Source organism: Deltaproteobacteria bacterium HGW-Deltaproteobacteria-6, assembly GCA_002840435.1.
Classification (GTDB): domain Bacteria; phylum Desulfobacterota; class Syntrophia; order Syntrophales; family Smithellaceae; genus UBA8904.
In genome coordinates this window covers 106,573-128,221 of sequence record PHAT01000003.1, presented here as the reverse complement: position 1 = coordinate 128,221, position 21,649 = coordinate 106,573, and the positions used below count along the sequence as shown (strand labels likewise).

At 52.3% G+C, this 21,649-nt stretch carries 18 protein-coding genes; 7 read left to right on the top strand and 11 right to left on the bottom strand.

Annotation, left to right across the window (positions count from 1 at the left end):
• Positions 1 to 57 precede the first annotated feature (57 nt).
• Both CVU71_07395 and CVU71_07390 read left to right on the top strand, forming a co-directional pair.
• On the top strand, positions 58 to 264 hold the full coding sequence (locus CVU71_07395) for a uracil-DNA glycosylase (protein ID PKN19325.1): 207 nt from the start codon (positions 58 to 60) through the stop codon (positions 262 to 264).
• Between the two features lie 218 nt (positions 265 to 482).
• Positions 483 to 788 carry a hypothetical protein gene (locus tag CVU71_07390; protein PKN19324.1) on the top strand — a complete coding sequence of 102 codons (306 nt, stop codon included), beginning with the start codon at positions 483 to 485 and terminating at the stop codon, positions 786 to 788.
• Between the two features lie 204 nt (positions 789 to 992).
• Here CVU71_07390 and CVU71_07385 read toward each other — a convergent pair whose 3' ends face one another.
• From CVU71_07385 to CVU71_07360, 6 genes are all read right to left on the bottom strand, one after another.
• Positions 993 to 2,858: a hypothetical protein gene (locus CVU71_07385; GenBank protein PKN19323.1), complete on the bottom strand. Its 1,866-nt coding sequence runs from the start codon at positions 2,856 to 2,858 to the stop codon at positions 993 to 995.
• The gene (locus tag CVU71_07380; protein PKN19322.1) at positions 2,859 to 3,836 is read right to left on the bottom strand and encodes a hypothetical protein; all 978 of its coding nucleotides are present in this window, start codon (positions 3,834 to 3,836) and stop codon (positions 2,859 to 2,861) included.
• A complete protein-coding gene (locus tag CVU71_07375) occupies positions 3,817 to 4,527 on the bottom strand; it encodes a hypothetical protein (GenBank protein PKN19321.1) in 711 nt (236 codons plus the stop codon). Before CVU71_07375 ends, CVU71_07380 begins: the two co-directional genes overlap by 20 nt.
• Positions 4,528 to 4,548: 21 nt before the next feature.
• A complete protein-coding gene (locus tag CVU71_07370; GenBank protein ID PKN19320.1) occupies positions 4,549 to 5,268 on the bottom strand; it encodes a glycosyl transferase in 720 nt (239 codons plus the stop codon).
• A gap of 294 nt (positions 5,269 to 5,562) precedes the next feature.
• Complete coding sequence (locus CVU71_07365; protein PKN19319.1) at positions 5,563 to 7,485, bottom strand: NADH:flavin oxidoreductase; 1,923 nt, start codon at positions 7,483 to 7,485, stop codon at positions 5,563 to 5,565.
• 128 nt (positions 7,486 to 7,613) lie between these two features.
• Entirely contained in the window at positions 7,614 to 8,018 is a 405-nt protein-coding gene (locus CVU71_07360; protein PKN19318.1) for a hypothetical protein, read from the bottom strand.
• Between the two features lie 304 nt (positions 8,019 to 8,322).
• Here CVU71_07360 and CVU71_07355 point away from each other — a divergent pair, with 304 nt between their 5' ends.
• On the top strand, positions 8,323 to 8,871 hold the full coding sequence (locus tag CVU71_07355) for a hypothetical protein (GenBank protein PKN19317.1): 549 nt from the start codon (positions 8,323 to 8,325) through the stop codon (positions 8,869 to 8,871).
• A 181-nt stretch (positions 8,872 to 9,052) separates the two neighbouring features.
• Here the strand turns inward: CVU71_07355 and CVU71_07350 are convergent, their stop codons facing one another.
• The 5 genes from CVU71_07350 to CVU71_07330 form a co-directional block, all read right to left on the bottom strand.
• Positions 9,053 to 10,357 carry a TolC family protein gene (locus tag CVU71_07350; protein ID PKN19316.1) on the bottom strand — a complete coding sequence of 435 codons (1,305 nt, stop codon included), beginning with the start codon at positions 10,355 to 10,357 and terminating at the stop codon, positions 9,053 to 9,055.
• Positions 10,354 to 13,455 (bottom strand): AcrB/AcrD/AcrF family protein, encoded by a 3,102-nt coding sequence (locus CVU71_07345; protein ID PKN19315.1) that lies wholly within the window; start codon positions 13,453 to 13,455, stop codon positions 10,354 to 10,356. The genes CVU71_07350 and CVU71_07345 overlap by 4 nt, the downstream gene beginning before the upstream one ends.
• A complete protein-coding gene (locus CVU71_07340; GenBank protein PKN19314.1) occupies positions 13,452 to 14,621 on the bottom strand; it encodes an efflux RND transporter periplasmic adaptor subunit in 1,170 nt (389 codons plus the stop codon). Before CVU71_07340 ends, CVU71_07345 begins: the two co-directional genes overlap by 4 nt.
• The gene (locus CVU71_07335) at positions 14,602 to 15,231 is read right to left on the bottom strand and encodes a TetR/AcrR family transcriptional regulator (protein PKN19313.1); all 630 of its coding nucleotides are present in this window, start codon (positions 15,229 to 15,231) and stop codon (positions 14,602 to 14,604) included. Before CVU71_07335 ends, CVU71_07340 begins: the two co-directional genes overlap by 20 nt.
• A 384-nt stretch (positions 15,232 to 15,615) precedes the next feature.
• Positions 15,616 to 16,566 carry a transcriptional regulator gene (locus tag CVU71_07330; protein ID PKN19312.1) on the bottom strand — a complete coding sequence of 317 codons (951 nt, stop codon included), beginning with the start codon at positions 16,564 to 16,566 and terminating at the stop codon, positions 15,616 to 15,618.
• A 158-nt stretch (positions 16,567 to 16,724) separates the two neighbouring features.
• Here CVU71_07330 and CVU71_07325 point away from each other — a divergent pair, with 158 nt between their 5' ends.
• From CVU71_07325 to CVU71_07310, 4 genes are all read left to right on the top strand, one after another.
• Entirely contained in the window at positions 16,725 to 17,711 is a 987-nt protein-coding gene (locus CVU71_07325; protein PKN19311.1) for a hypothetical protein, read from the top strand.
• A 24-nt stretch (positions 17,712 to 17,735) separates the two neighbouring features.
• Positions 17,736 to 18,338 (top strand): phosphohydrolase, encoded by a 603-nt coding sequence (locus CVU71_07320; GenBank protein PKN19310.1) that lies wholly within the window; start codon positions 17,736 to 17,738, stop codon positions 18,336 to 18,338.
• Positions 18,339 to 18,614: 276 nt separating this feature from the next.
• Positions 18,615 to 19,820: a hypothetical protein gene (locus tag CVU71_07315; GenBank protein ID PKN19309.1), complete on the top strand. Its 1,206-nt coding sequence runs from the start codon at positions 18,615 to 18,617 to the stop codon at positions 19,818 to 19,820.
• Between the two features lie 65 nt (positions 19,821 to 19,885).
• Positions 19,886 to 21,523, top strand: a complete 1,638-nt coding sequence (locus CVU71_07310) for an ADP-ribosyl-(dinitrogen reductase) hydrolase (GenBank protein PKN19308.1) — start codon at positions 19,886 to 19,888, stop codon at positions 21,521 to 21,523.
• Positions 21,524 to 21,649: the final 126 nt, after the last annotated feature.

Here is a 21,649-nt window from a genome sequence, read left to right as displayed (position 1 = left end):
CGAAGGCTGACAAAATAGACCTTCAGCCTAGATACCTTGTTCTATCGGAGTTGTTCAATGGCCGACGACAAAAAAGAAGGCACCCTCATCAATTGTTTCTTCTGTGAACATTTCTATATTACCTATGAGAGAAAGTATCCCTACGGGTGCCGCGCGATGGGTTTCAAATCCGCCCGCATGCCGTCGGTTGATGTCTATAGCAATTCCGAAATGGACTGTGCTCTTTTTGTCCGGAAGGAACGGGGCCATCAGCATCACGACTGAACCGTTTCGTCTGCTTGTGTAGTGTGTCAATAGCTGCTTTACAATGATGTTATTCCGAACACAGCGAGAAATCCTTGTCCCGAAACACAGTGAGGGATCTTAAAGATATCTCCCCGGCATACGCCGGGCTGTCGCCTCCGGTCGATATGACAATGGTCAGCATGACCACACATGAAGGAGACGTTATACGGATTATTTGCAAAAGGAGAAAAACAACCATGAACATTTCAGAATGGCTGGATCAGAAGGAAGCCCGGGGCGTGGATGTCTCCCGTATTGTTTTGCCCGCAGATATGGCCAATGATGAAGAGCCGGATGAGACGATTTACTTCAAGGAAATCCGCACGTGCAGTGTTTTATGCGCCGGTAATCATCCGTTTGCCACCGTCGAGCGGTTCGGCCACTGGTATTACAGCCGGGGCAGGGAAAAAGAAGCAGGCCCGCACACCACGAAGCCGCAGTGGTGGCTGTTTACCAGAGACAAAGACCTCGCCGTTACAACGGCAAAGTCCCATATAGAATAAACCCGATCAATTATTGCTATGATGCTTTCCGGGAACCGGGCTTTGTTATACTTTATCAAATTTGATCTTTCGAAAATGCTCCGCTCATCTTCTCCATCAGCATAATAAAATTATCAGCGAATTGCACGCCGCTGCATATTTGCCCTCAGCATCCGGAGACACTGCATCGCTGACTGGAAAAATCCGGTTGCCGCCTTGTCCGGATCACCTTGCTTCTGCGGTTTTCTGCCTTGCCGGGTAAAGGCTGGAAACGTATTTGAATCGCGCCTCCCATGCGGCGGCTTTCGCGGGGTCCGTTTTTTGATAAATCCGGATCAACTTGAAGAGCGCCTGCCTCTGACCGGAGTTGATTTCAAGGGAACGCTCATAGGCTCGTGCCGCTTCCCCGGTCTTCTGCTGCCGCATCAGGATATCCCCCATGATATTGTATTTTGGAGCCGCGGCAAAGGAGTTGTCAGGAATACGGTCAAGATAACCGTATGCCTCCGAAATGAGACCCCGCTTCGCGTATTTGCCGGCCAGAGCCAGGTTGGCGAAGGCTGAGAAGGACTGGTTCATCTCCGAAGCCTGCCGCCAGTAGAGGATGGCCTCGTTTTCAAGGCCTTTGGAGTTGAGGATGACGGCATGTGTGTTGTAATAGGCCGTCCGGTCGTCGGTTCCCCGGATGGGGAGGAATTCAACGAGCGCCAGGACGAAAACGGCGGAGCTGAAGATGGCCGCTCGACGGAAGCGGCGCTGCCGGAGCATTCCCGGCAGATCGGCGCACGCCAGGGCGGCGTAAGGAATCAGGATGGAAAGCATCGGTATCCGGTACCTGGCGTTGGTGAAGAAGATAATGAGCGTTGATGCGTATGCCGCAAGGACCAGCCCGAGCGCCCGTGTCTTCCGGTCGTGAAAGAGCCGAAATACGATAGCCGCCATCCCCAGCGGGAAAATGAACCAGAAACTGAAGAAGGGCAGTTTGAAATATCGTGCGAAATTGCTGATAAAATCAATATCGTAGTGGTCGCAGGCTTCGAAGCGGTTTACCACGGCAAAGGTTTTCCGGACAATCTTCCAGGCGAAGGCCCCGGGCGATTCGAGGGCCAGGCGGATGGTCTCTTTTGTCCAGTAGTCCGATGCTTCCGTCGCACTCAGGATTTTCCCCGTTCTCCGGCCGGCTTCGATGGTGAAATGGATTCCCTGCTCATAAGGCGAGGGCAAGGCAAAGGGGACGGGGCGGTAATAGGGATCGGGATTTGCCGGATTGTTTCCCAGATAGAGGTTAAATCCGGATTGCGAGGTGGTAAAGGCGAATTTACCGGCGACCACGTAGTTCCGGATCACGAAAGGGGCGATAGCGATCCACAAACCAAGCAGGTAGAGTACGAAATGAGTTGAGACGGTTCGGACCTTATCACCGTTTTGGCGCCGGTGCCAGATGATCAGCAGCATCAGAACGGGGACGAGGATCACGGCATTCGGTCTGACGTTAAACAGCAGTCCTGAAACCAGACCCAAAAGACCTGTGGACATCAGGGCCTTTTTATTTTCAATGGACGCCAGGAGCAATAAGGCTGTCAGGGCGAACAGCAGGACAGTCAAAGATTCCTTAAGGGGCACGATGCTGTATAAAATAAAAGTTTTGTAGAGGGCGGCCAGGAGACAGGCCAATAAGCCGATTTTTTTCCCGCCCAGCCTCGCGCCTATTCCATAGATAACCCAGCAGGTGAGGACTCCGAAAATGATGTTCAAGATACGGATATAGAAGATCTCCGGTGAGAAAAGACCGTAGATACCGGCCAGGAGGTAGGCAAACAACGGCGCGAATGCGTAAACCTCCCGGCTGGCAAAGGTTCCGTTGGCGATCTGAACGGCAAGATCATGATAGGGCCGCTCATCCCAGAGCATATAGTCGACGTAGATGGTTTGGCTCAGATCAAACAAGGCGGCAATCCGCAGGACAAGGGCGCAAAGTAGAATCAGGACGAGGAGCAACCAGGCATATTGTTCGATGAAGGATTCCTGTTTTACCGCAGGCGCCTGCGCCGGTGTTTTAGATATTGCTGCGGGTTTCTTTTTTTTGTTCATTCAGTCTCTCCCGACTTTTTTCCAGCAGCGTTCCAGATATTGTTCCGCCGATCCGCCGATGTTCCGCGAGTACTCCTTAAGTGACCGTCTGAGCGCCGCTTCGTTTTCGAAAAAAATATTGATCTGCGACTGATAGTCCCGGATGGCTGCCGTCTTTTTTTCAAAAAAAGAGGCGGCATCAATGACCTCCGGCTGTAGGCGGTTGCTGCTTTGGTATCGGTTTAGCTTCCCGGCGGTTTCCATGCAGATGATCCCCGCCGAAAGCGCGGCAAGAAGCGCCGCTTTCCGGCCGATCCGGTTTCCGGTCAGCGTGGGGAGATTGCGGACCGACCGGTAAATGGCCATGATTTTCTTGCGGACGGATACCGGTCCGCCAGATTCCGGCAAAGCGGCAAGACCGGTTAAACGGAGGCGGTAGTCCAGGGCGTGGGGAATGAATACATAGGGGATGTCCTCGTAGAAGAAGACAGAGGGATGGTCACCCGGATATTGCCTGAACTGATCGCCAATCAGGTAGGCAAGGTGATGATCAATATGCTGGCCGATGCCGAGGGGGAAGTAAAGATTCCGGCAGGCGGCGGCGGAGCAAATCCGTTCCAGGTCGGTCCGGATCATTTTCAGGACGCCGGCAAACCGTCTTGCCGAGCGCAGGTGGGAGCCGTAACGCAGGACAGGAAAGTTTTGCCGGAAGGCGCCATCCTGGTAATTCAACCGGAGATGATCGACCCCCAGGCGTTCCAGTGCGGTCTCATCATTGTCCTGCATTTCCCGAAGGCCGCAAGGCGGCATTCCCGGCATCATGGCAGCCGCCTTTGCTTCGTCGATTTCGGAGAAGATGGTGACCACCAGAACGCTTTCTCCCTGCGCCGACTGCATGGCAATTCTGCCGCCGCAGGACAGGACGGCGTCGTCCATGTGCGGTGATATATAGATGTGGGGGTAGTACCGGCAGATTGCATCAGCGGAGGCGAGTTTCATGCTCCTCCTCTCCGGTAAGCGGTTTCACGTCGCAGAGCAGCAGCCGCGCATACCATTTGCAACCGGTTGACTTTTCCCATAATGTGTTGCGCCGGACGGCAACGATCCGATAGCCCATTTCCCGGCAGAGGAAGGCCGAAAGGGCCTCCTGTCCTTCCGGTTCACGGATGATCGTGTGGAGCCCTTTAACCCCCTTCGATATGACGTATCGGCGGAATGTTAACGCGAGCCTCCGTCCCACGTTCCGGCTGCGGTAATCTTTTGCCATATTGAAATGGGGGTGGGCACAGTATCGTTCCGGGGGGTCGGGCAGGGCTTCTTTCCAGGAACCAGAAACGATCCACCACAGGGTCCGGAAGGTTTCCTTTTCCCGGTATTGCAGGGTCAGGATCTTTCCTGCAATGCGCAGGGCGACACGCGGGTAGATACGGGTCCACATGATCCGTCGCCGCAGCCGGGGATTCAGGCTGCCGACTTCATAACCCACAATCCGGCCGCCGTCCTCGGCAACGAAGCAGGCATCGGGCTCATAGTCGAGATAATAATCAACGTAGAGAAGGGGGATGATTTCCTCATCCTCGAAAAAAAGACGGGTTGGATTTCCCTTGAGGCCGGTTTCCCGGGCGATCCGGCGGATCGACTCCCGGTCCTTTTCCTCGAAGGGGCGGACGATAATCTTATCCATATCCATAAAAGTGATCCTTGATGGAGATCAACCGACGGAGCGGTACTTGAGCAGTGTCCACACGGCGACCAGACCGTCTTTCCAGCTTATTTTTTTACCTTCTTTATAGGATCGGGGATAATAACGGATGGGGACCTCCTCGATCCGGATGCCGCGTCTGGCGATTTTCGCGGTGACCTCCGGGCAGAATTCAAATCCTTCGCACGTCAGAGGAATGGACTTCAGCAGGCTCGTTTCAAACATTTTGTAGCAGACGGGTTCGTCCGTTATCCGCTGCCCATACAGGATGTTGGCGAGCAGGCTCAGTACTTTCCGCGCTAGGCGAAAGCGGATGAGAGGTGGGATGTCGCCGTTGACTTTCCTTGAGCCGTAAACGACGGGACAGCCGGTCGCCTCGTGACAGGCGATCATTTTCAGGTAATCCTGCGGGTCGAGTTCCAGATCCGCGTCCTGGATGATAACGAGGTCCCCCGTTACTTCCGGAAGGGCAAGCCGGATGGCCGCTCCCTTTCCGACATTTCTTCCACAGTGGATAATCTTGATTCCTTCCTTATTCCGGAAAGGGTCGAGGAGCCGGGGAGTAAGGTCCGTGGAGCCGTCGTCCACAACGATCACTTCCTGCACGACGGATACGGCCAGCACTTTTTGCAGGAGAACCAGCAGTGTCATCCCCTCGTTGTACGAAGGGATGATGACCGAAAGCTTCAGTGGCGCCTTTTGGGCCGATATGGATTCCTGTTCAGTCATTCCCCGTAACCTGTGGCTCTTGGCTTAATGGGATGTTACTTTTGGCGGGAGGGAGTATAAGCAACAATAGATTGATATGTCAATGAAATATGAGTCACCATATGCAGAGCGGATGTTAGAAAGCCTCTATAATTTATCAGATTTTATAAGACCCGCAATGGGCAAGCAAGAGGAATAAAGAGACGATTTCATTAATGGGCAAAAGCAAATGAATTATCTTTTCTCTGAGTTAAAAAAATACTGGCGATCGAAAATTGGCGCCGGGTAACCGGATTTCTCTTACGCTTCACGCTCTTAAATCTTCAACCCGGTCATGTATCCTTCGGCAATGGCATCCAGGGCTTTGCGGATTTTTGAGGCATCGCCGATCGTGATCAGTTCCGGGACTTTTCCGGCCAATATTCCGGAAAGTTCGTTTTCTGGCTCAACACCCATGGCCAGAACAATCGTATCGTAGGAACCGATGTTTTCTTCGCGGCCGTCTTTTTCAATCATCAGGCCGTCGGGCCCAAGGGCTTTGACCCTGGCGTTGACGCAGATCCGGACGTTTTTTGCCGCCAGATCTTTCATTAAAAACGCTCTGGCCGAGAGTGTCACGTCGCTGGCGATCTCGGCCAGCATTTCTACAATCGTTACCTGTTTACCGTGATGGGCCAGATGGTTAGCGGTTTCCGTGCCGATCATTCCGCCGCCGATGATGGCCACACGGCCTTTGGCATTGGCTTTTCCTTCCAGAATATCCCGGGCATGCACAAGGTTGACTTTGGGAGGGCAGGATAGAGCCATAGAAAGCGGCTTGCTTCCCGTGGCGATCACCACCACATCGGGTTTCTGCTCACTGACAATGCTCTCCGTCAATTCTGTTTGAAGATGGATGGAAACACGGTGATCGGCCAGTTGCTTTTTTTGCCAGATGATGAATTGGGCAATTTCACCTTTATGCGGCGGGATGGCGGCGGTATCAAATTGTCCGCCAAGCTTTGGGGATTTTTCAAAAAGGTGAACTTCATGCCCGCGAATAGCTGCGACCATGGCGGCCTCCATGCCGGCAGGGCCTCCACCGGCAATGAAAACTTTCTTGCGTGTATTGGCCTGTTTGATCCGAAGCTCTGTTTCTTTTCCCAGCGTGGGATTGACCATGCAGGTGGCGGGCTGGTAAAGGGATATTCGGCCAATGCAGCCCTGCAGGCAGCCGATGCACGTGTTGATATCGGCAATCTCACCTTTTGCGGCTTTGCTGGGAAACTCGGGATCGGCAAGAGAAGCCCTGCCCATGGCCACCAAATCGGCTTTGCCGGAGGCGAGAACTTCTTCGGCAAGAAAAGGATCGTTGATCCGCCCGACCGTGATGACCGGAATTTGAACAACGCTTTTTACCTCCCGGGCATAATCGGTAATCCAGCCATGGCTGACCGCGGCAGGCGGCGCAATGCTGTAAAAGCTGCCATACGTGCCGGCGGAGATGTGGAGGGCATCGATTCCCGCCTCTTCCAGCATCCGCGTGATGGCCTTTGTGTCTTCAATATTCCGTCCTCCGGGCACCAGTTCGTCACCCGATATTCTGAAAATGACCGGGAAGTCTTTCCGGACCCGGGCGCGGATGTTGGCCAGAATTTCCAAGGGGAAACGCATCCTGTTTGGCAAGCTTCCTCCGTATGCGTCGGTTCTCTTGTTGGAATACAGAGACATGAACTGGGCAATCAAATAGCCGTGGCCGCCGTGGATTTCAATACCGTCAAATCCCGCTTCTTTTGCCCGGCGCGCGCACTGACCGAATTGTTCAACAATTTCGGCAATGCCGTCATGATCGAGTTCGCGGGGAATCTCCTGCATCATCGGGCAGGCAATAGGTGACGGCGCGACAGGCTGGCTGCCGATGCAAAACCGGGAAGTCTGTCGTCCGGCATGATAGATCTGGGCGAAAATCCGGCCGCCTTTTTCATGGATCCTTTCGGTGAATTTTGCGTGGCTTACGATCTGGTCGTCGCACCAGAGCCCCGGGATATTCGGAAAACCTTTTCCGGTAGGGGACACCGCATAATCTTCCGTAATGATCAGGCCCCAGCCGCCTCTGGCCTTCGACTCATGATAGGCCGTGTATCGCTCCGTGGCCGTGCCATCGGCATTGCAAAAGTTCATGACCATGGCCGGGACGACCAGTCTGTTGGGGATTTCCAGCTGACCGATGCGGATGGGTGAAAATATATTTTTGAACATTGAATATCTCCTTTGGGGTGGGTAAAGACGTATTCAATTTCCAATTGCAGGGTTACGGTTTTAAACCGTTCCCTGCAAACGATAAATATTATTCATGCCAAATCCGGAAAATGATGATGTCCCCGTCATCAATTGGGTGAAGCATCCGCCAGTCCGAAAAGCGCCCGGGCGTTGCCGCCCAGCATCCGGTTTTGCTTTTGCATTATTTCGGGAGTAAAATATTTAATTTGTATGTTGTCCACATTCACGGCAACGGTGATGTCAATGCCCCCTTCGTCCATTCTGTCGATGAGCCGGTCTGCCAGCGGATCTCCCCAGGTCTCCCCGGCGGTTTTTAACAGAGCGTCATAGTCCGGATTCGTCCCTATTATTTTCGCTTCATGGGCAATCATACCAACCATCTCAGCGGCTGCTTTTTCGGTCATACCGGTCATATAGTGGTAATGGGAATCGATAATCATGTTGTCCTGCTTCCGGTCTGTGCCGATACGCGGCAAGGCGTATGTCTTCAAATGGTTTTGGGCCGGGGTCAAAACTAAGAGATAGTTTATGTATTCCTATAAACCTTTCCCGCAATTTCGGCAAGTCTTCAAGAACATTTTTGCTTCCTTCGTGAAAAAACTGGAATTGAAGAAAAAATAGTAGTCATTCATCTGTCATATAGACTTTCACAGGTTTTGATGTAAACGATAATCAATGACGGTTGAATTTCTTTTCCGCGGTTGATACAATGTTCCCGGTGATGAAAAAAGCGGGGATTGAAAAAGCGTTTGCACGTCTTTCGTTGCATTTGATTTTCAAATTCGGCAGTGCAGAAAATAAAAGGTGAGAACTCGCATGGACAAAAGAGTAAAAATTTTTCTGATCGTTTCGGCCATCTTCATTATTGCGGCTTACGCTGCGGCGTTGAAACTCGATACGTTTGCCACCGGCATTGTCACGTTTATCGCGATGGTTTATTTTGGCGTGACCGGCCTCAAGGCGGTCATTCAGATGGTCAGAACCAAGGAAACCGGCGACAACCTGATCATCGGACTGGGCTGCATCGTCGCCTTCTTCATCATGTTTCACGCCGTTTCCGTCAGTGATCAGGGATTGCAGGAACTGACCAAACAGAGGATGCAGACATTAAGCGCGCTTCGTCCCGTCCTCATCAAGTACAAGACAGAACGGGGAAACTTTCCCGACAGGCTCCAGGACCTTGTTCCCCTGTACCTGCGTACGGTTCCACCCGAACTGGTCAACGACGGTAAAGAGGATGCGTACAAGAAGATCACTTACGAGGTTCGCAAGGGGGAAGCGCGATTTGTCTTTTCGCGGACACGGGGACCGGATGCCCGGGTCACCTACCACGTCCATGAAAACAAATATGAACACGCCCGGTAATGAAGCACCACAAAACACACGGCCGCGGGGATGAGCGCGTGTGGAAACGGAAGCATTTCATGATCAGGAGCCGGCCGGGAACAGCCGTCCATTCTTCATTCCGGATGCCGGAGACTGACCGGGCCTTATCCGGGGCGCCGGTCAAATCTTTATGCAATTTTCAAAGGAGTCTTCAGGGCATTTACGGCTCAGGTTTTTCCCCGAGAACACCCATCACCCAATCCAGCTGCGTCAAAGACAACAGGTAGTTTCGTTTCGCACGGCTCAGGTTGCCTTTCGCCTGGAGGAGATTGAACTCCGCATCATCAACCTCCAGACGAATCTTGACACCCAGGACGTAACCCTTTTCGGACATCGCCAGAAGGCGTTCGGCAAGGGTTACCGTGCCCGACATCGACCGGACGATTTCTTCCGCTTCCTTCACCGCATTCAGGGCATCCCTTGCTTCGAGCGCGATGGTGTCCGTCTGCTTTGCCTCTTCAATCTGGAGGCGTCGATGGTCGCTTGTGGCTTGGGCGACGCGTCCCCTGGTCCGTAGTCCGTCAAAGATCGGGAAACTGAGTTGAACGCCGATGCTCCACGCAGGCCCGTCGGACTTCTGGTCCAGTACTTCCAGGCTTCGCCACCCGTATCCGCCCCGGGCATCCAGGCGGGGCTTGTTGCCGGCATTGGCTACCCTGACCAGATCGGCGGACATGTTGATGCGGTGACGCAGATCGGTAAGCTCCGGACGCTGCTTTTGCGCCCGGTCAACCACGTCTTCGTAAGCTGGGCGGGGTACAAACCGGGCATCGAGGCTGCCCGCGACATCCACCTCTTCGCTCAGGGCCAGAAGGTGGCGGAGCCTCTCCCGCGCAATGTGAACTTGGTTTTCCGTCCGGATGACTTCAGGACGGGCGTTCCGGACGGCGACATCTGCGGCGAGCACGTCATAGTCGGTCGCCGTGCCCAATTCATGTTTGCGGCCGGCCTCGTTCAAATGCCGCTTCTTCTGTTCTTCATTCTGTTTTGCCAGGAGATGAAGCTCACGGGCAAGGAGAACGTCGTAAAAAGCGGCGGTCGTGTCCCTTCTTGCGGCCTGCGCATAGAATCGCACCTGCTCTTTGGCAGACTCGAAGCCCGCGCCTGCCGCCCTTATGGCGGAGCTGACCTGTCCCCACGTGAAAAGGGGCTGTGTGACGCCGACATCGCCCATGAACTTCTGAACCCGTTCGGCCATGATCGGCGCATAAAGGCTCTGGCTGTCGTCTTTTTCGCGCGCAGCCAGTCCGGTAATCGTGACCTGCGGCAGCGCGGCCGCCCGCTCCTCGATGTACTTTCCCTTCGCCCAGTTGATGTTTTCCCGGGCCTTCTGGAGATCCCGGTTGCTGTCGGTGGCGATGGCGACGGCTTCCTCGATGGTCAGAACGCGAACCTGGGCTCCCGCCTGGGGTGCCGCAAGCAGAACCGCCCCGATGAAAAACAGCAGGAAGTGCACTTTCTTCATGACATGGACTCCTTTTTACCAAAAAGTTTTCTCATCCGGACGGCGGCATCGTCCACCAGCGTGTACATGACCGGAACGACCACCAGCGTCAGGAGTGTCGAGGTCAGAAGACCCCCGATGACGGCGCGGGCCATGGGCGCCCTCATCTCGGCGCCGGTCCCGATTTTGAAGGCCAGTGGAAGCATCCCGAAAATCATGGCCAGTGTGGTCATTAATATCGGCCTCAGCCTCGTGCGTCCGGCCGTTGCAACGGCCTCCCGCCGGTCCATGCCGCGGCTACGCAGGACCTTGATGTAATCCACAAGCAGGATCGCATTTTTTGTTACCAGGCCCATCAGCATGATGAGACCAATGAGCGACATGATATTGATCGTATCCCCCGTCAGGAAAAGCATGCCGGCCATGCCGATGATCGACAACGGCAGCGAAAACATGATGGCGAGCGGTTCAAGAAATGATTCAAACTGGGCCGCCAGGATAAAATAAACAAACAGGACGGCAAGGATCAGGGCTTCTCCCAGGTAGGCGAAGGATTCCCTCATGTCTTCCGATTCCCCGACAAATCCTACGCTGTATCCCGGTTCAAAGTTAATTTTTTTGGACGCTGCTTTGATGCGTTCCACGGCGGTCCCGAGAGGAAGTCCCTCCAGGTTGCCGCTGATGGTAATCTGGCGCGTCATGTCCTGACGGTTGATCTCCGACGGGGTTTCATGAGATTCATAGGTCACGATGTTTTCCAGAGGCAGGAGGACCGGACCTGCGCCCTGTCCTGCCAGGACCAGTTGCAGATTTTTGACCTGATCCGGATTCCGGCGGAGATCTTCGGGCAGCCGCACCCGGATATCCACAGCGTCGCCGTCCTCGTCCTCGTAGGTGGAAACAACTTCGCCCCCCACTAAAGCTCCGACCGTTTTCACGACATCATCGGTTACAACGCCTGCGTTTAAGGCCTTGTCCCGGTCCACCGTCAGGCGGTATTCCGGGATATCGTGTTCCATGCTGATCTCCAGATCCACAATCCCCCGGATGCCGTACATTTCGTCCCGGAGCCTTCTCGCGTAGTCTTTGAGGCGATCGATATCGGCGCCCCGGATGGTGACATTCAGTACTTTTTGCTCTCCATCCAGCCGGTCGGCCTCCGTGACCGCAATCAGAATTCCGGAGATTTTCTGCATCCGTTCCCGGACGAGGCGCTGAAGCTCGGCCTGGCTTAAGTTGCGCTCCCTCTGCTCCTTGAGCTTGACATACAGGATGCCGCTGCGGACCGTGCCGTTGTCCCCGGCCCCGATTGACGCATAGGTATGCGCGACTTCCGGGAATTCCCGGACCACAGCCAGCATGGCATTGAGCCTGTCTTCGCTTTCGGTGATGGATGCGTCGGGCGCCGTTTTGAAGAAGACCTGAAATTCCGACGTGTCGAACGTCGGCATGAAATTCGATTCAAGCAGGGCGAAGACGGCCAGGCCCGCCACAAAAGCCGCCCCGGCCGTGATCATGACCTTTTTTCGCCGGTCCAGGACCCAGCCGATCAGGCTTTGATACCGGTCCGCGATGTGATCAAAACCACGGTTGAAACGGTCAAGGTAAGCGGCAAGCCCCCGCCGGCGACCTTTCATTTCGATGGCCGGATCGTGCCAGCGGGATGAAAGCATCGGATCAAGCGTGAACGAAACCAGGAGAGAAACCAGGACGGCAAATGCCACGGTGATTCCGAACTGGAAGAAGAACCGCCCGACGATGCCCTTCATGAAAGCGACCGGAACGAAGACGGCCACAATCGACATCGAGGTGGCAAAAACCGCCAGACCGATTTCGCTCGTTCCGTTGCGCGCCGCGGTGAAGTGATCTTCCCCGTTTTCGAGATGGCGCACGATATTCTCCCGGACAACAATCGCGTCGTCGATCAGGAGGCCGATGGCCAGCGAAAGTGCCATCATTGTCATCATGTTGAGCGACATTCCCATGAACTTCATGACGATGAATGACGAAATCACGGATATCGGAAGCGTCAGGCCCGTGATCACGGTAGAGCGCCAAGAGTTGATAAAGCAAAAGACGATCAGGATCGTCAGGACCGCGCCGATCAGCAGCGACTGCTGCACGTCTTTGAGAGATTCCCGGGTGGCGATCGAGGCATCGCGCACCAGGGTCAGCGTGACGCCGGGGGGAAGTTCGGCCTGAATGGCGGAGATCCTCTTTTTGATCTCGTCTACCAGTTGGACGACATTGGCTCCCGATTGTTTCCGGATATCAAAAGCCACAGCCGGGACGCCGTTGACCATCCCGAGCGAGCGTCGCTCCTCGGTTCCGTCCCGAACATCGGCTACTTCGGAAAGCGCAATGGGGCGTCCGGACCTCTGGGCCACCACCATGGTTTTAAAGTCTTCCGCCCGGGCAGGTTTGCCCGATACCCGGATCGTGTATTCCGTTCCCTTGTTGTTCAGTCTGCCCAGCGGCGTGTTGACATTTTCGGAACGAAGTCCGTTGACGATCGATTCGATGCCCAGTCCCAGCGCCTGGAGCCTCGCCGGATCAATGATGACATTGACTTCCCGCTTTGCCTGGCCTACAAGATCCACCTTGCCCACGCCGGGGATGCTCTCGATCCTTCTCTTGACCTTTTTCTCCGCCAGGATGGTCAATTCCCGGGAAGACAGGTTGGGAGATTGCAGGGCAAGAGACACCACGGGCATCGCGTTGAAATCGTATTTCTGGATGATCGGCTCTTCGATGCCTTTTGGAAACTGGCTGCGGATTTCACTGATTTTCGACCGGGTCTCCTGGGCTACCTCGTTGATCTTTTCCTCAAGGCGGAATTCGACCATCACCGTTGAAACGCCTTCGCGTGAAAACGAATAAACATGCTTGACGCCGGAAATGGTATTCACCGCCTCTTCAATGCGCTTGGAAACCTCCCGCTCGACGCTCTCGGGAGAGGCCCCCGGAAATTTTGTGACAATGGAAAGATATGGAATTTCGACATTCGGATACATTTCCACGGACAGCCACCGGTACGAGAAGATGCCCAAGGTCACCAGGACCAGCATGATCACCGTCGCAAAAACCGGCCGGCGAATGGACAGATCGGACAGGATCATGGCGTCCTCCCGGTCCTGCGGGTGACCGCCAGGCGATCGTTGTCTTTCACATTGAATCCGCCGCGCACGATGTACCATTCACCTGCCTTTAAGCCGCTTTGAATCTCCACGGCATCTCCGGAGCGCCCGCCCACCGTTACGGGCCTCAGCCGTGCGGTTTCTCCTTCCACGACCAATATTCCCAGTTTTCCTCCGGGCGCATCCTTCCTCCCGATCAGGGCGGAGTGCTGGACCTGAAGTACATTTTCGCGGATGCTGGTGATGATGTATCCCTTGACGAACAGGCCGCCTTTCAGGACCTGTGGCTCGTTTTTCACTTCGGCGATGATCTTGACGGAACGGTCCGATTCACTCACCGAGGGATTGATGAATTTGATTTTTCCGGTGAAGGTCCGGCCGGGAAAGGCGTCGGTCGTAAAATGTATTTGCTGTCCCGTCCGGAGACCGGCCATCTCGGTGGAGGGCACCGATGCGGTCAGATTGAGAATGCGGTTGTCCACCACGTGGAACAGAGTCTTGTCTGTTCCCGTTTCGCCGACAAGATCTCCGGGGCTGACTTTTCTTAAGGAAACGACCCCATCAATCGGAGACGTGATGAGGCATTTCGTGAAACGGATTTTTGCCTGCCGCAGATCTTCCCCCGCCGCTCGGGTCTGGGCCTTTGCCGCCTCCACGCGGGATACGGACGCCTCGGCCTCGGTTTCGCTGTCCTCGACCTGCTGCCTGGTGGCCAGCCCCGCTTCTTTAAGTTTCTGCATTCGCTCCATTTCCCGACGGGCGCGGTTGTCCGTGACCCGGGCCTGGAGTTCAGAGGCCCTGGCGGCGGCTGCGGCCGCTTCAGCCTTCCTGAGAACGGACTCCTGCTCGCGGTCGTCGATGCGGGCAAGCGGCGTGCCTTTTCCGACGCGGGTCCATTCGTTCACATAGACCTGACTAACTGCGCCCATGATCTCCGACTTGACCGCCACCTCATATTTCGGCGTCAGATTTCCCGTGACCCTGATTCCTTCCGTCCACCGGCCTGCCGCAGCCTGGAGAGCTTCCACGGCAACCGCGGGCCGCGGGGATGCGGGTTCCTTCTCTTCGGAGCAGGCGGTGATGAGAAGCAAAAGGATGAAGAGCCATCCCGAAAAAAACGGATTCCGGTCATCTTTTCTTTTTTTCATATTTCCTTCCTATCCCCCGGAAAAGAACTTCCAGGATACGCTTCAGTTGATGACGGTCAATGAGGGGCGGACGGTCGCAAATCTGTTCCTCGATCGCGATTTGCGCTGCGGCCATGAGGAGCCAGGCGATATCCTCCTCGCGGCCCGGTGCAAGTTCGCCCGAGCGGATACCCTTTCTGACAATTTTCCGGACATGTTCAAAGGAATGCAGATAATGGGCGTCGAAATCGAAAACAGGAGCACCCTGCGGTGGACCATAGTAAATCGCATGCAGAAGCCTGAGAGCATCCCTGTTTTGCACCGCAATGACAAACATTTTTTCGGCCAGTTGAAAGAGCTGTTCGCGAATGGGCTTATCTGCCGCGGGCGCGTTGTCGAAGATGGAATCCATGCTGGTCAGAAATCGCTGCATCAACTCCCGGTAAATCCCTTCCTTGTTCTCAAAATAGTAATACAGGACCGGCTTGGAGACCCCCGTTTCAGCCACAATCTCCCGAACGGTGGTCGAGGCATATCCCTTTTGGGTAAAGAGACGGAGAGCCGATTGCAGCAGCTTCTCTCTAATGTCCGGCGCAGCATCCACTGACGGTTGTTTTTTTTGTTCAGCCATTTTATCCTCCCGCGGTTCTTTGTATACCTACCGGTAGGTATACCAGGGGGAATTGTTTTGTCAAGAAAAAAATAACGGTTAATGTCTTCTCACATCCATCATCTCTCCGGGAAAGAAGGATGGATGCGTCGGGATTTCACAAAATGAAAGCGGAGCAGGCGCCATCAAAAAACCCGCCTTCTGAGCGGGTTTTTTGATGGCTACGGGATGAGGAGGATCGAATATTTTATTTAACTGATAGTAATAATTTATTATTCGTCTATTCGATTTTTCATGATACCCCCAAATATACCCCCAAAATTAGTATAACGTAGATAACTACCCTATTCTAATGCACACGATAAGTCAGTGCGAAATATGTACAAGCCATACATGTAAAAGGGTTTATGCGGAACTTTCATTAGTCTGATGTTTCAGCCAGTCCGAAACATTCTCTATCAGCGATCTTTTGAACTCCTCTGGTTCAAGTATTATGATATGCGGAATCCAGGATTTAAGGATATCGCGGATGGCCTCGTAATGTCCCACATGGAAAGTGACGACCAATGATCCGTCCGGCCTTTCCTCTTTGATCTCCTGGGTCGGGAACATCTTCCGACGCTTAAAATAATGGCTGACCTTTGAGTCAATCAGGACTTTGACTTCCAGGTTTGCCTTTCCGGAAAACCAGATATTGGCGCTACCCCTAAGGACAGCGTCCAAATTCTCCGGAATTGACTTGAACCCGGATTTTAACAGCTTTAAATCCCTGATCCTATCCAGGGCGTAACGCTTGAGGAGCCCTGTTGAGGGTTCATTGCCGATCAGGTACCAGAACCCGCCGTAATAGACGACCCGGTAAGGCTCCATCTGGACGGCATGTGACCCTTTATTGCCTCCATACTGAAAACCGACCTGCCTTTTCTCCCGAATGGCCTTCACCATCCGGTTAATGAAAGAAGTGTCCATGGGAATGGCGTCGTCGATCTTTACAAACACCGGCATGGTCGTCACACAGTCATAAAGATGGTCAAGAATGTCATCCGCGGCTTTCTGGAAAGGCTGTCCTAATTGTCCAACAATATTCTTCAGGGCCACCATCAGTGCCAGTTCAGTATCATCGAAAACTTCCAGGTTCTTGATCAGGTCCTTGCTTAACTTATACTGGCCTTTCTGGATTTCATGAACCGGAAAACCGGAATTCTTCAAAAGCAGCAAGTCGCGCTGGATCGTCCGGGGAGTCGTTCGGAAATAATCACTCAGCCAGGTGCTGGAAACTTTTTCCTTCTCCATGAAGATCCTGAGGATCTGCCCTAGCCGGATCATTTTCGACTGCAATTTCTTCTCATGGGCCATGGTTGCCTGTCCCTCCTTCGATATTCTATGAACATTTACCAGAGCAAATTGTGAAAAAAAGCCGTTGAGTCAAAATAATGCGACGCACGTCTGTCGTCATGTCATAGAACTATCAGATGAAAGCAACTAAAGTCAATGCCAAAGAGGAGGTATAAAAAATGGAAGAGATCATAAAAGTACACATGGAAGGGCTGAAGTTCGGGGATATTCAAATTCACAAACATGTGGCTCTCATTCCGATCATTAATATCAATGGTTCCGGACCGGACTACTGGACTATGAAAGAGGCGATGGAACGCAATCTTCTGACGGTTTCAGAGGTCAGTGAGGGTGGACACGTTCCCGAGCTGAAAGTTAGTAACATGGGGGACAAGCCCGTTTTGCTGCTGGATGGTGAAGAACTCTCAGGGGTCAAACAGAACCGGGTGCTCAATACCACCATCCTGCTTAGGGAAAAATCGGAAACAACCATCCCGGTGAGCTGTACTGAGCATGGCCGCTGGTCTTACGGTTCATCGCACTTTGAGGAATCAGGCTACATCATGTCGGCCAGGCTCAGAAGTGTCAAAAACGCATCCGTACATGAGAACCTGAAATCAGATCGCACTTTCCGTTCTGATCAGGGGGCCGTCTGGGATGGAATTGCATTTCAGGCAAGAGCCAATAAAGTGAATGCCCCTACCGGGGCCATGAGAGACACCTTGGAAGCGAAACAGGAAGACATGGATGAATTTCTCTCCCACTTTCCGATTATCCCCGGTCAGAATGGCCTTATCGTTATGGTGAACGGAAAAGTCATCGGCATGGATATAGTTTCCAGGACTGAGGCATTCGCAGCACTCCATCCGAAACTCATTCGGAGCTATGTCATGGATGCCCTGACCGAAAAGCCGGCAACGGGTAAGACCGCTTCACGGGAAAAGGCTGATGCTTTTCTCGCTGAAATCAAGCAATGCACTGAAAATAAATTCGATTCTATCGGCTATGGCCGAGACTACCGCTATGAAGGGAAGAAGATCGTCGGTTCCATGCTGCTTCATGACAGCACCGTGATCCACATGGCCTTCTTTCAGATCTCCGCAGCGGAAAAGGCCGGCCACATGTCATCAGTATCCCGGAGACGGGCATACCGGACCAACCAATAACAAGTGAGGGCAGAATAAATTTTAATGGACTTACTTGATCGTTATGAAGCGTTAAAACAAAAAGTCGTGGAGAGGAAGACTTCTTTTAACAGATTCCTCAATATCATGGAGAGTGAGACCACCTGGTTCACCTCTCCGGCGAGCACGAGGTTTCATCTGGCAGAGAAGCAGGGACTCCTGAAACATAGTATCGGCGTCACCGAAAACCTCCTGCGGTTCCGCGAATGTCTTGCCCCGGCAATAACAGAAGAAAGCTGTGTCATCGTTGGCCTGTTTCATGATGCGGGGAAACTGGGGATGCCCGGCAACCCACTATATTTGCCCAACGATAATGAATGGATGGTAAAAAACCGGGGGATACACTATAAGGTCAGTCCTGACGTGGTGGCGATGGGGCTGGCTGTTCGCAGTCTTTACCTTGTGGCACAACACATCCAGCTTACAGACGCTGAAGCGCAGGCCATTGCCTATCATGATGGACAATATATTGATGATAACAAGATCATCGCCCACAAAGAGGAACCTTTAACGGTTCTCCTTCACTGGGCGGACTACTGGACGGCGCATATTTATGAAGAGGGAAGAGATAAGGTATCTCCTCTCGCTACCGACAGTGTTAACTACTAAGCTATTTAATTTCATCGAGGCAACTATGCACACTTTTTCCAATTCGAAACTAAATACGTATGAGCATTGCCCGCTCAAGTACAAGTACCAGTATATCGGCAAAATCAAAGTTGAGGAAGCGAAGGAGGAATGATTATTCTTTATCATACACAATTGGACAGGAAGACTTAAGGTAAGTATAGCCTTACGCTAATAGTTGGGTTTGCTGTTGCATAGCCCGCTGCGCATTCATTAAAATTAAAGATTCTATCTACAACTTAAACAGGGAGAGATCGAGTGAATATATTTAGAACCATTGCATCCGGTAAACATGCGTTCCGTGAAGAATTTGTTTCAGCGTTTCTGGCATACCTTCTTTCTCCCAAGATGGATCATGGCCTGGGATTTACTGTACTGTCCAGATTATTATCTCATGTGGCGGAAAAATATCACGCGAAGCCATTAAATGAATTGGCTGCTAAATTTAAGAGCAGGTTGTGGGAAAACATCTTTGATGATGAGTATTCCCTGCCGGCAGTCGAGCTTGAATTTTCTTATCAGGGGGGATTCATAGACATTCTTATAAGAATTGATAATTGGTTTATTGTGATTGAGAACAAAATCATTCAGTCCTCAAAAAAAGATAATCAGATCAGGGAACAATATAAGGGGCTTCAGGAAGTCCTGGAAAATCGTAAAGATGTTGACGACTACAGGGTGTTGATTATTTACCTGGTGCCGGCAACTCAGTCTGAAGGCGGCTGGTCGGTCTCTCCTGGCTTCTATGATGAAATAGATAAAATTGATTTACGCGAACACGACTTCAAAGCCCTGGTGTCCTGGCAACCGTCAACATACGAGGATGCGGATGCCGTATCGATCGTTTCAATCATACGCGAAATCTTAAGAGATGAAGCAAGTGGCATGATTGCTCCCATAAATATGGAGGTGAGGCATGCCCTTTTGTCACTTGTTGATTTTGCCATCGGTGAATTCCAAGGTTACTACTATGAAAAAGCAACCGCTAAAAAAGATGGAGCCCCAAAACACAAGGTTGCTGATGTATTGAGCATGTCGGGCGATTATTACATAGGCGTGCAATACGGCAGAGGTGGTGTTGTGAGTGGCGGATGGAAAAATCATGATTTTCTGAACACGGAAGTGACTGTGTCAAAAGAAAGCAGGGGGTGGCAGTATTTACCAATCAACGATTTCATTGCGTTAACAAACTGGAGCATTGAACCGTATAATCATTCACTGGAAGAGCTTACCTGGTGTAATAGCCCTTTTGCAACTGAAAACCTTTACAGGGTAGCCAAATACGGAAATCCACAAATGTACATTGGGGTAAAGGGCGGATTAAAAGCGCTTAAAAACATGACATCTGAACAAATACGATCAAGAACAGTATGGCAATTAAGTTCAGAAAAAAAGAGCTCGGAGTGGATTACCTGTGAGGATTTCTGCATAGCTCTTGAAGAAAAAGGGATTTCATACGTGTGAGGTATCTGAATTAATCATCTTGCTGTCCATGGTTGTTATGTTGAATCAGCGAGTAATAGAGGAATATGGTTAAAACGAGTGTTTTGCATCCATTGCGGATTGATGAATTGAAGATCCCCGGGGGATCGGGTGTCATCGGAATGACGCTGTGTCCCGGCAAAAAAATTAACAGTGCATTGTCCGGGGTATGGAATCGTGATCTGGATATGGATCTGCAAGCGATTCAGGTGTGGGGTGCGCGGGCGCTGGTCAACCTGATGGAAGAACACGAATATGATCTGTTACGCATTCCGGATTATCCAAATAAAATCTGTTTTTATCCGATGGAATATTTTCATCTGCCGATAGTTGATGTGCATCCGCCCGATGAAAGGTTTATTACACTATGGGAAAGTGCTGGGCCGAAGTTGCGTCAAATCCTGATGGACGGCGGCAAGATTCTGATACATTGCCGCGGCGGTCTGGGAAGGACAGGCATGGTGGCGGCGCAGCTGCTGGTCGAGATGGGCATGCCTCAACAGGAGGCGATCCATACAGTGCGCAAAGCACGTAAAGGCACGATAGAAACAGTCAATCAGGAAAAGTATGTTTTGCAGTGCAGACCGGTCCATAACCGAATGAGTGTAGCCCATTTCTCGGGTTGTCTGCTGGGAGGCGCTGCAGGCGACGCGCTGGGTGCTGCCGTCGAATTTGATTCCATCCAGACGATCAGGGGGAAATACGGTCAAACCGGCATCAGTAATTTCGTGACCTGTTATGGGCGAAAAGGAGCGATTACGGATGATACCCAGATGACTCTCTTCACAGTGGAAGGATTCCTTCGTGCCCATTGCCGGGAAGTTCAGCACGGCATTTCTGCATCATATGATGATATGGTTCATCGTGCCTATCTGCGATGGCTGGCAACTCAAAACATAAAATCTGCGCATGAAAATTATGATGTGTCCCAAAACGGGTGGCTGTTGACGGTCAAAGAACTTCACGCCCGGCGAGCGCCGGGCAATACTTGTCTTTCTGCTTTGCGAAGCGACAAGATGGGCACAATCAAAGAGCCGATCAATGACAGTAAGGGTTGCGGCGGTGTTATGCGGGCTGCACCGGCGGGGCTGTTTGGTGCGGTGGATAGCCATTTCACCACACCGAAAGATAAGCTTAAAGCCATTTTCAAACTGGGTTGTGAAACTGCTGCGATCACACACGGTCATCCATCGGGATACCTTCCCGCCGGCTGTCTGGCAGGAATTATCGCTAACATCATTTCCCGGCAAAGTATCGAGGAAGCGATAAAACAGATTCTTCCAGTGCTCAGAAAATACAAGGGGCATGAAGAAACACAAAACAACATTCAACTGGCACTGGATTTATGGAAGAAGAAAAAACTCATGCCCTGCCCGGAAACAATTGAAATGATGGGCGGAGGCTGGGTGGGTGAAGAAGCCCTGGCCATTTCTCTTTATTGTGCACTTGCGGCGGAAGGGGATTTCGAAAAAGGTATTTGCCTTGCCGTCAATCATAGCGGGGATTCGGACAGCACCGGCTCGATTACCGGCAATATTCTGGGAGCGGCGCTCGGTCAGAATGCCATTCCATCGCAATGGCTTGAAGAATTGGAGCTGAAAAATGTCATTGAAGAAGTAGCGAGCGACTTGCTTGTGCTTTTTAAAGATAAGGATGAGTGGCGGAACAAGTACCCCGGATTTTAAAAGTTTTCCGTAAATGATAAGTTGGTTGAAAAGCGGGGTGAAAGCGAGGAGAAGATTTGAGCCGGAATCAAACAAAAATTCCGGATGCAATCGCCGCCGATCCGCGCCTTACAATCAATGGCTTGT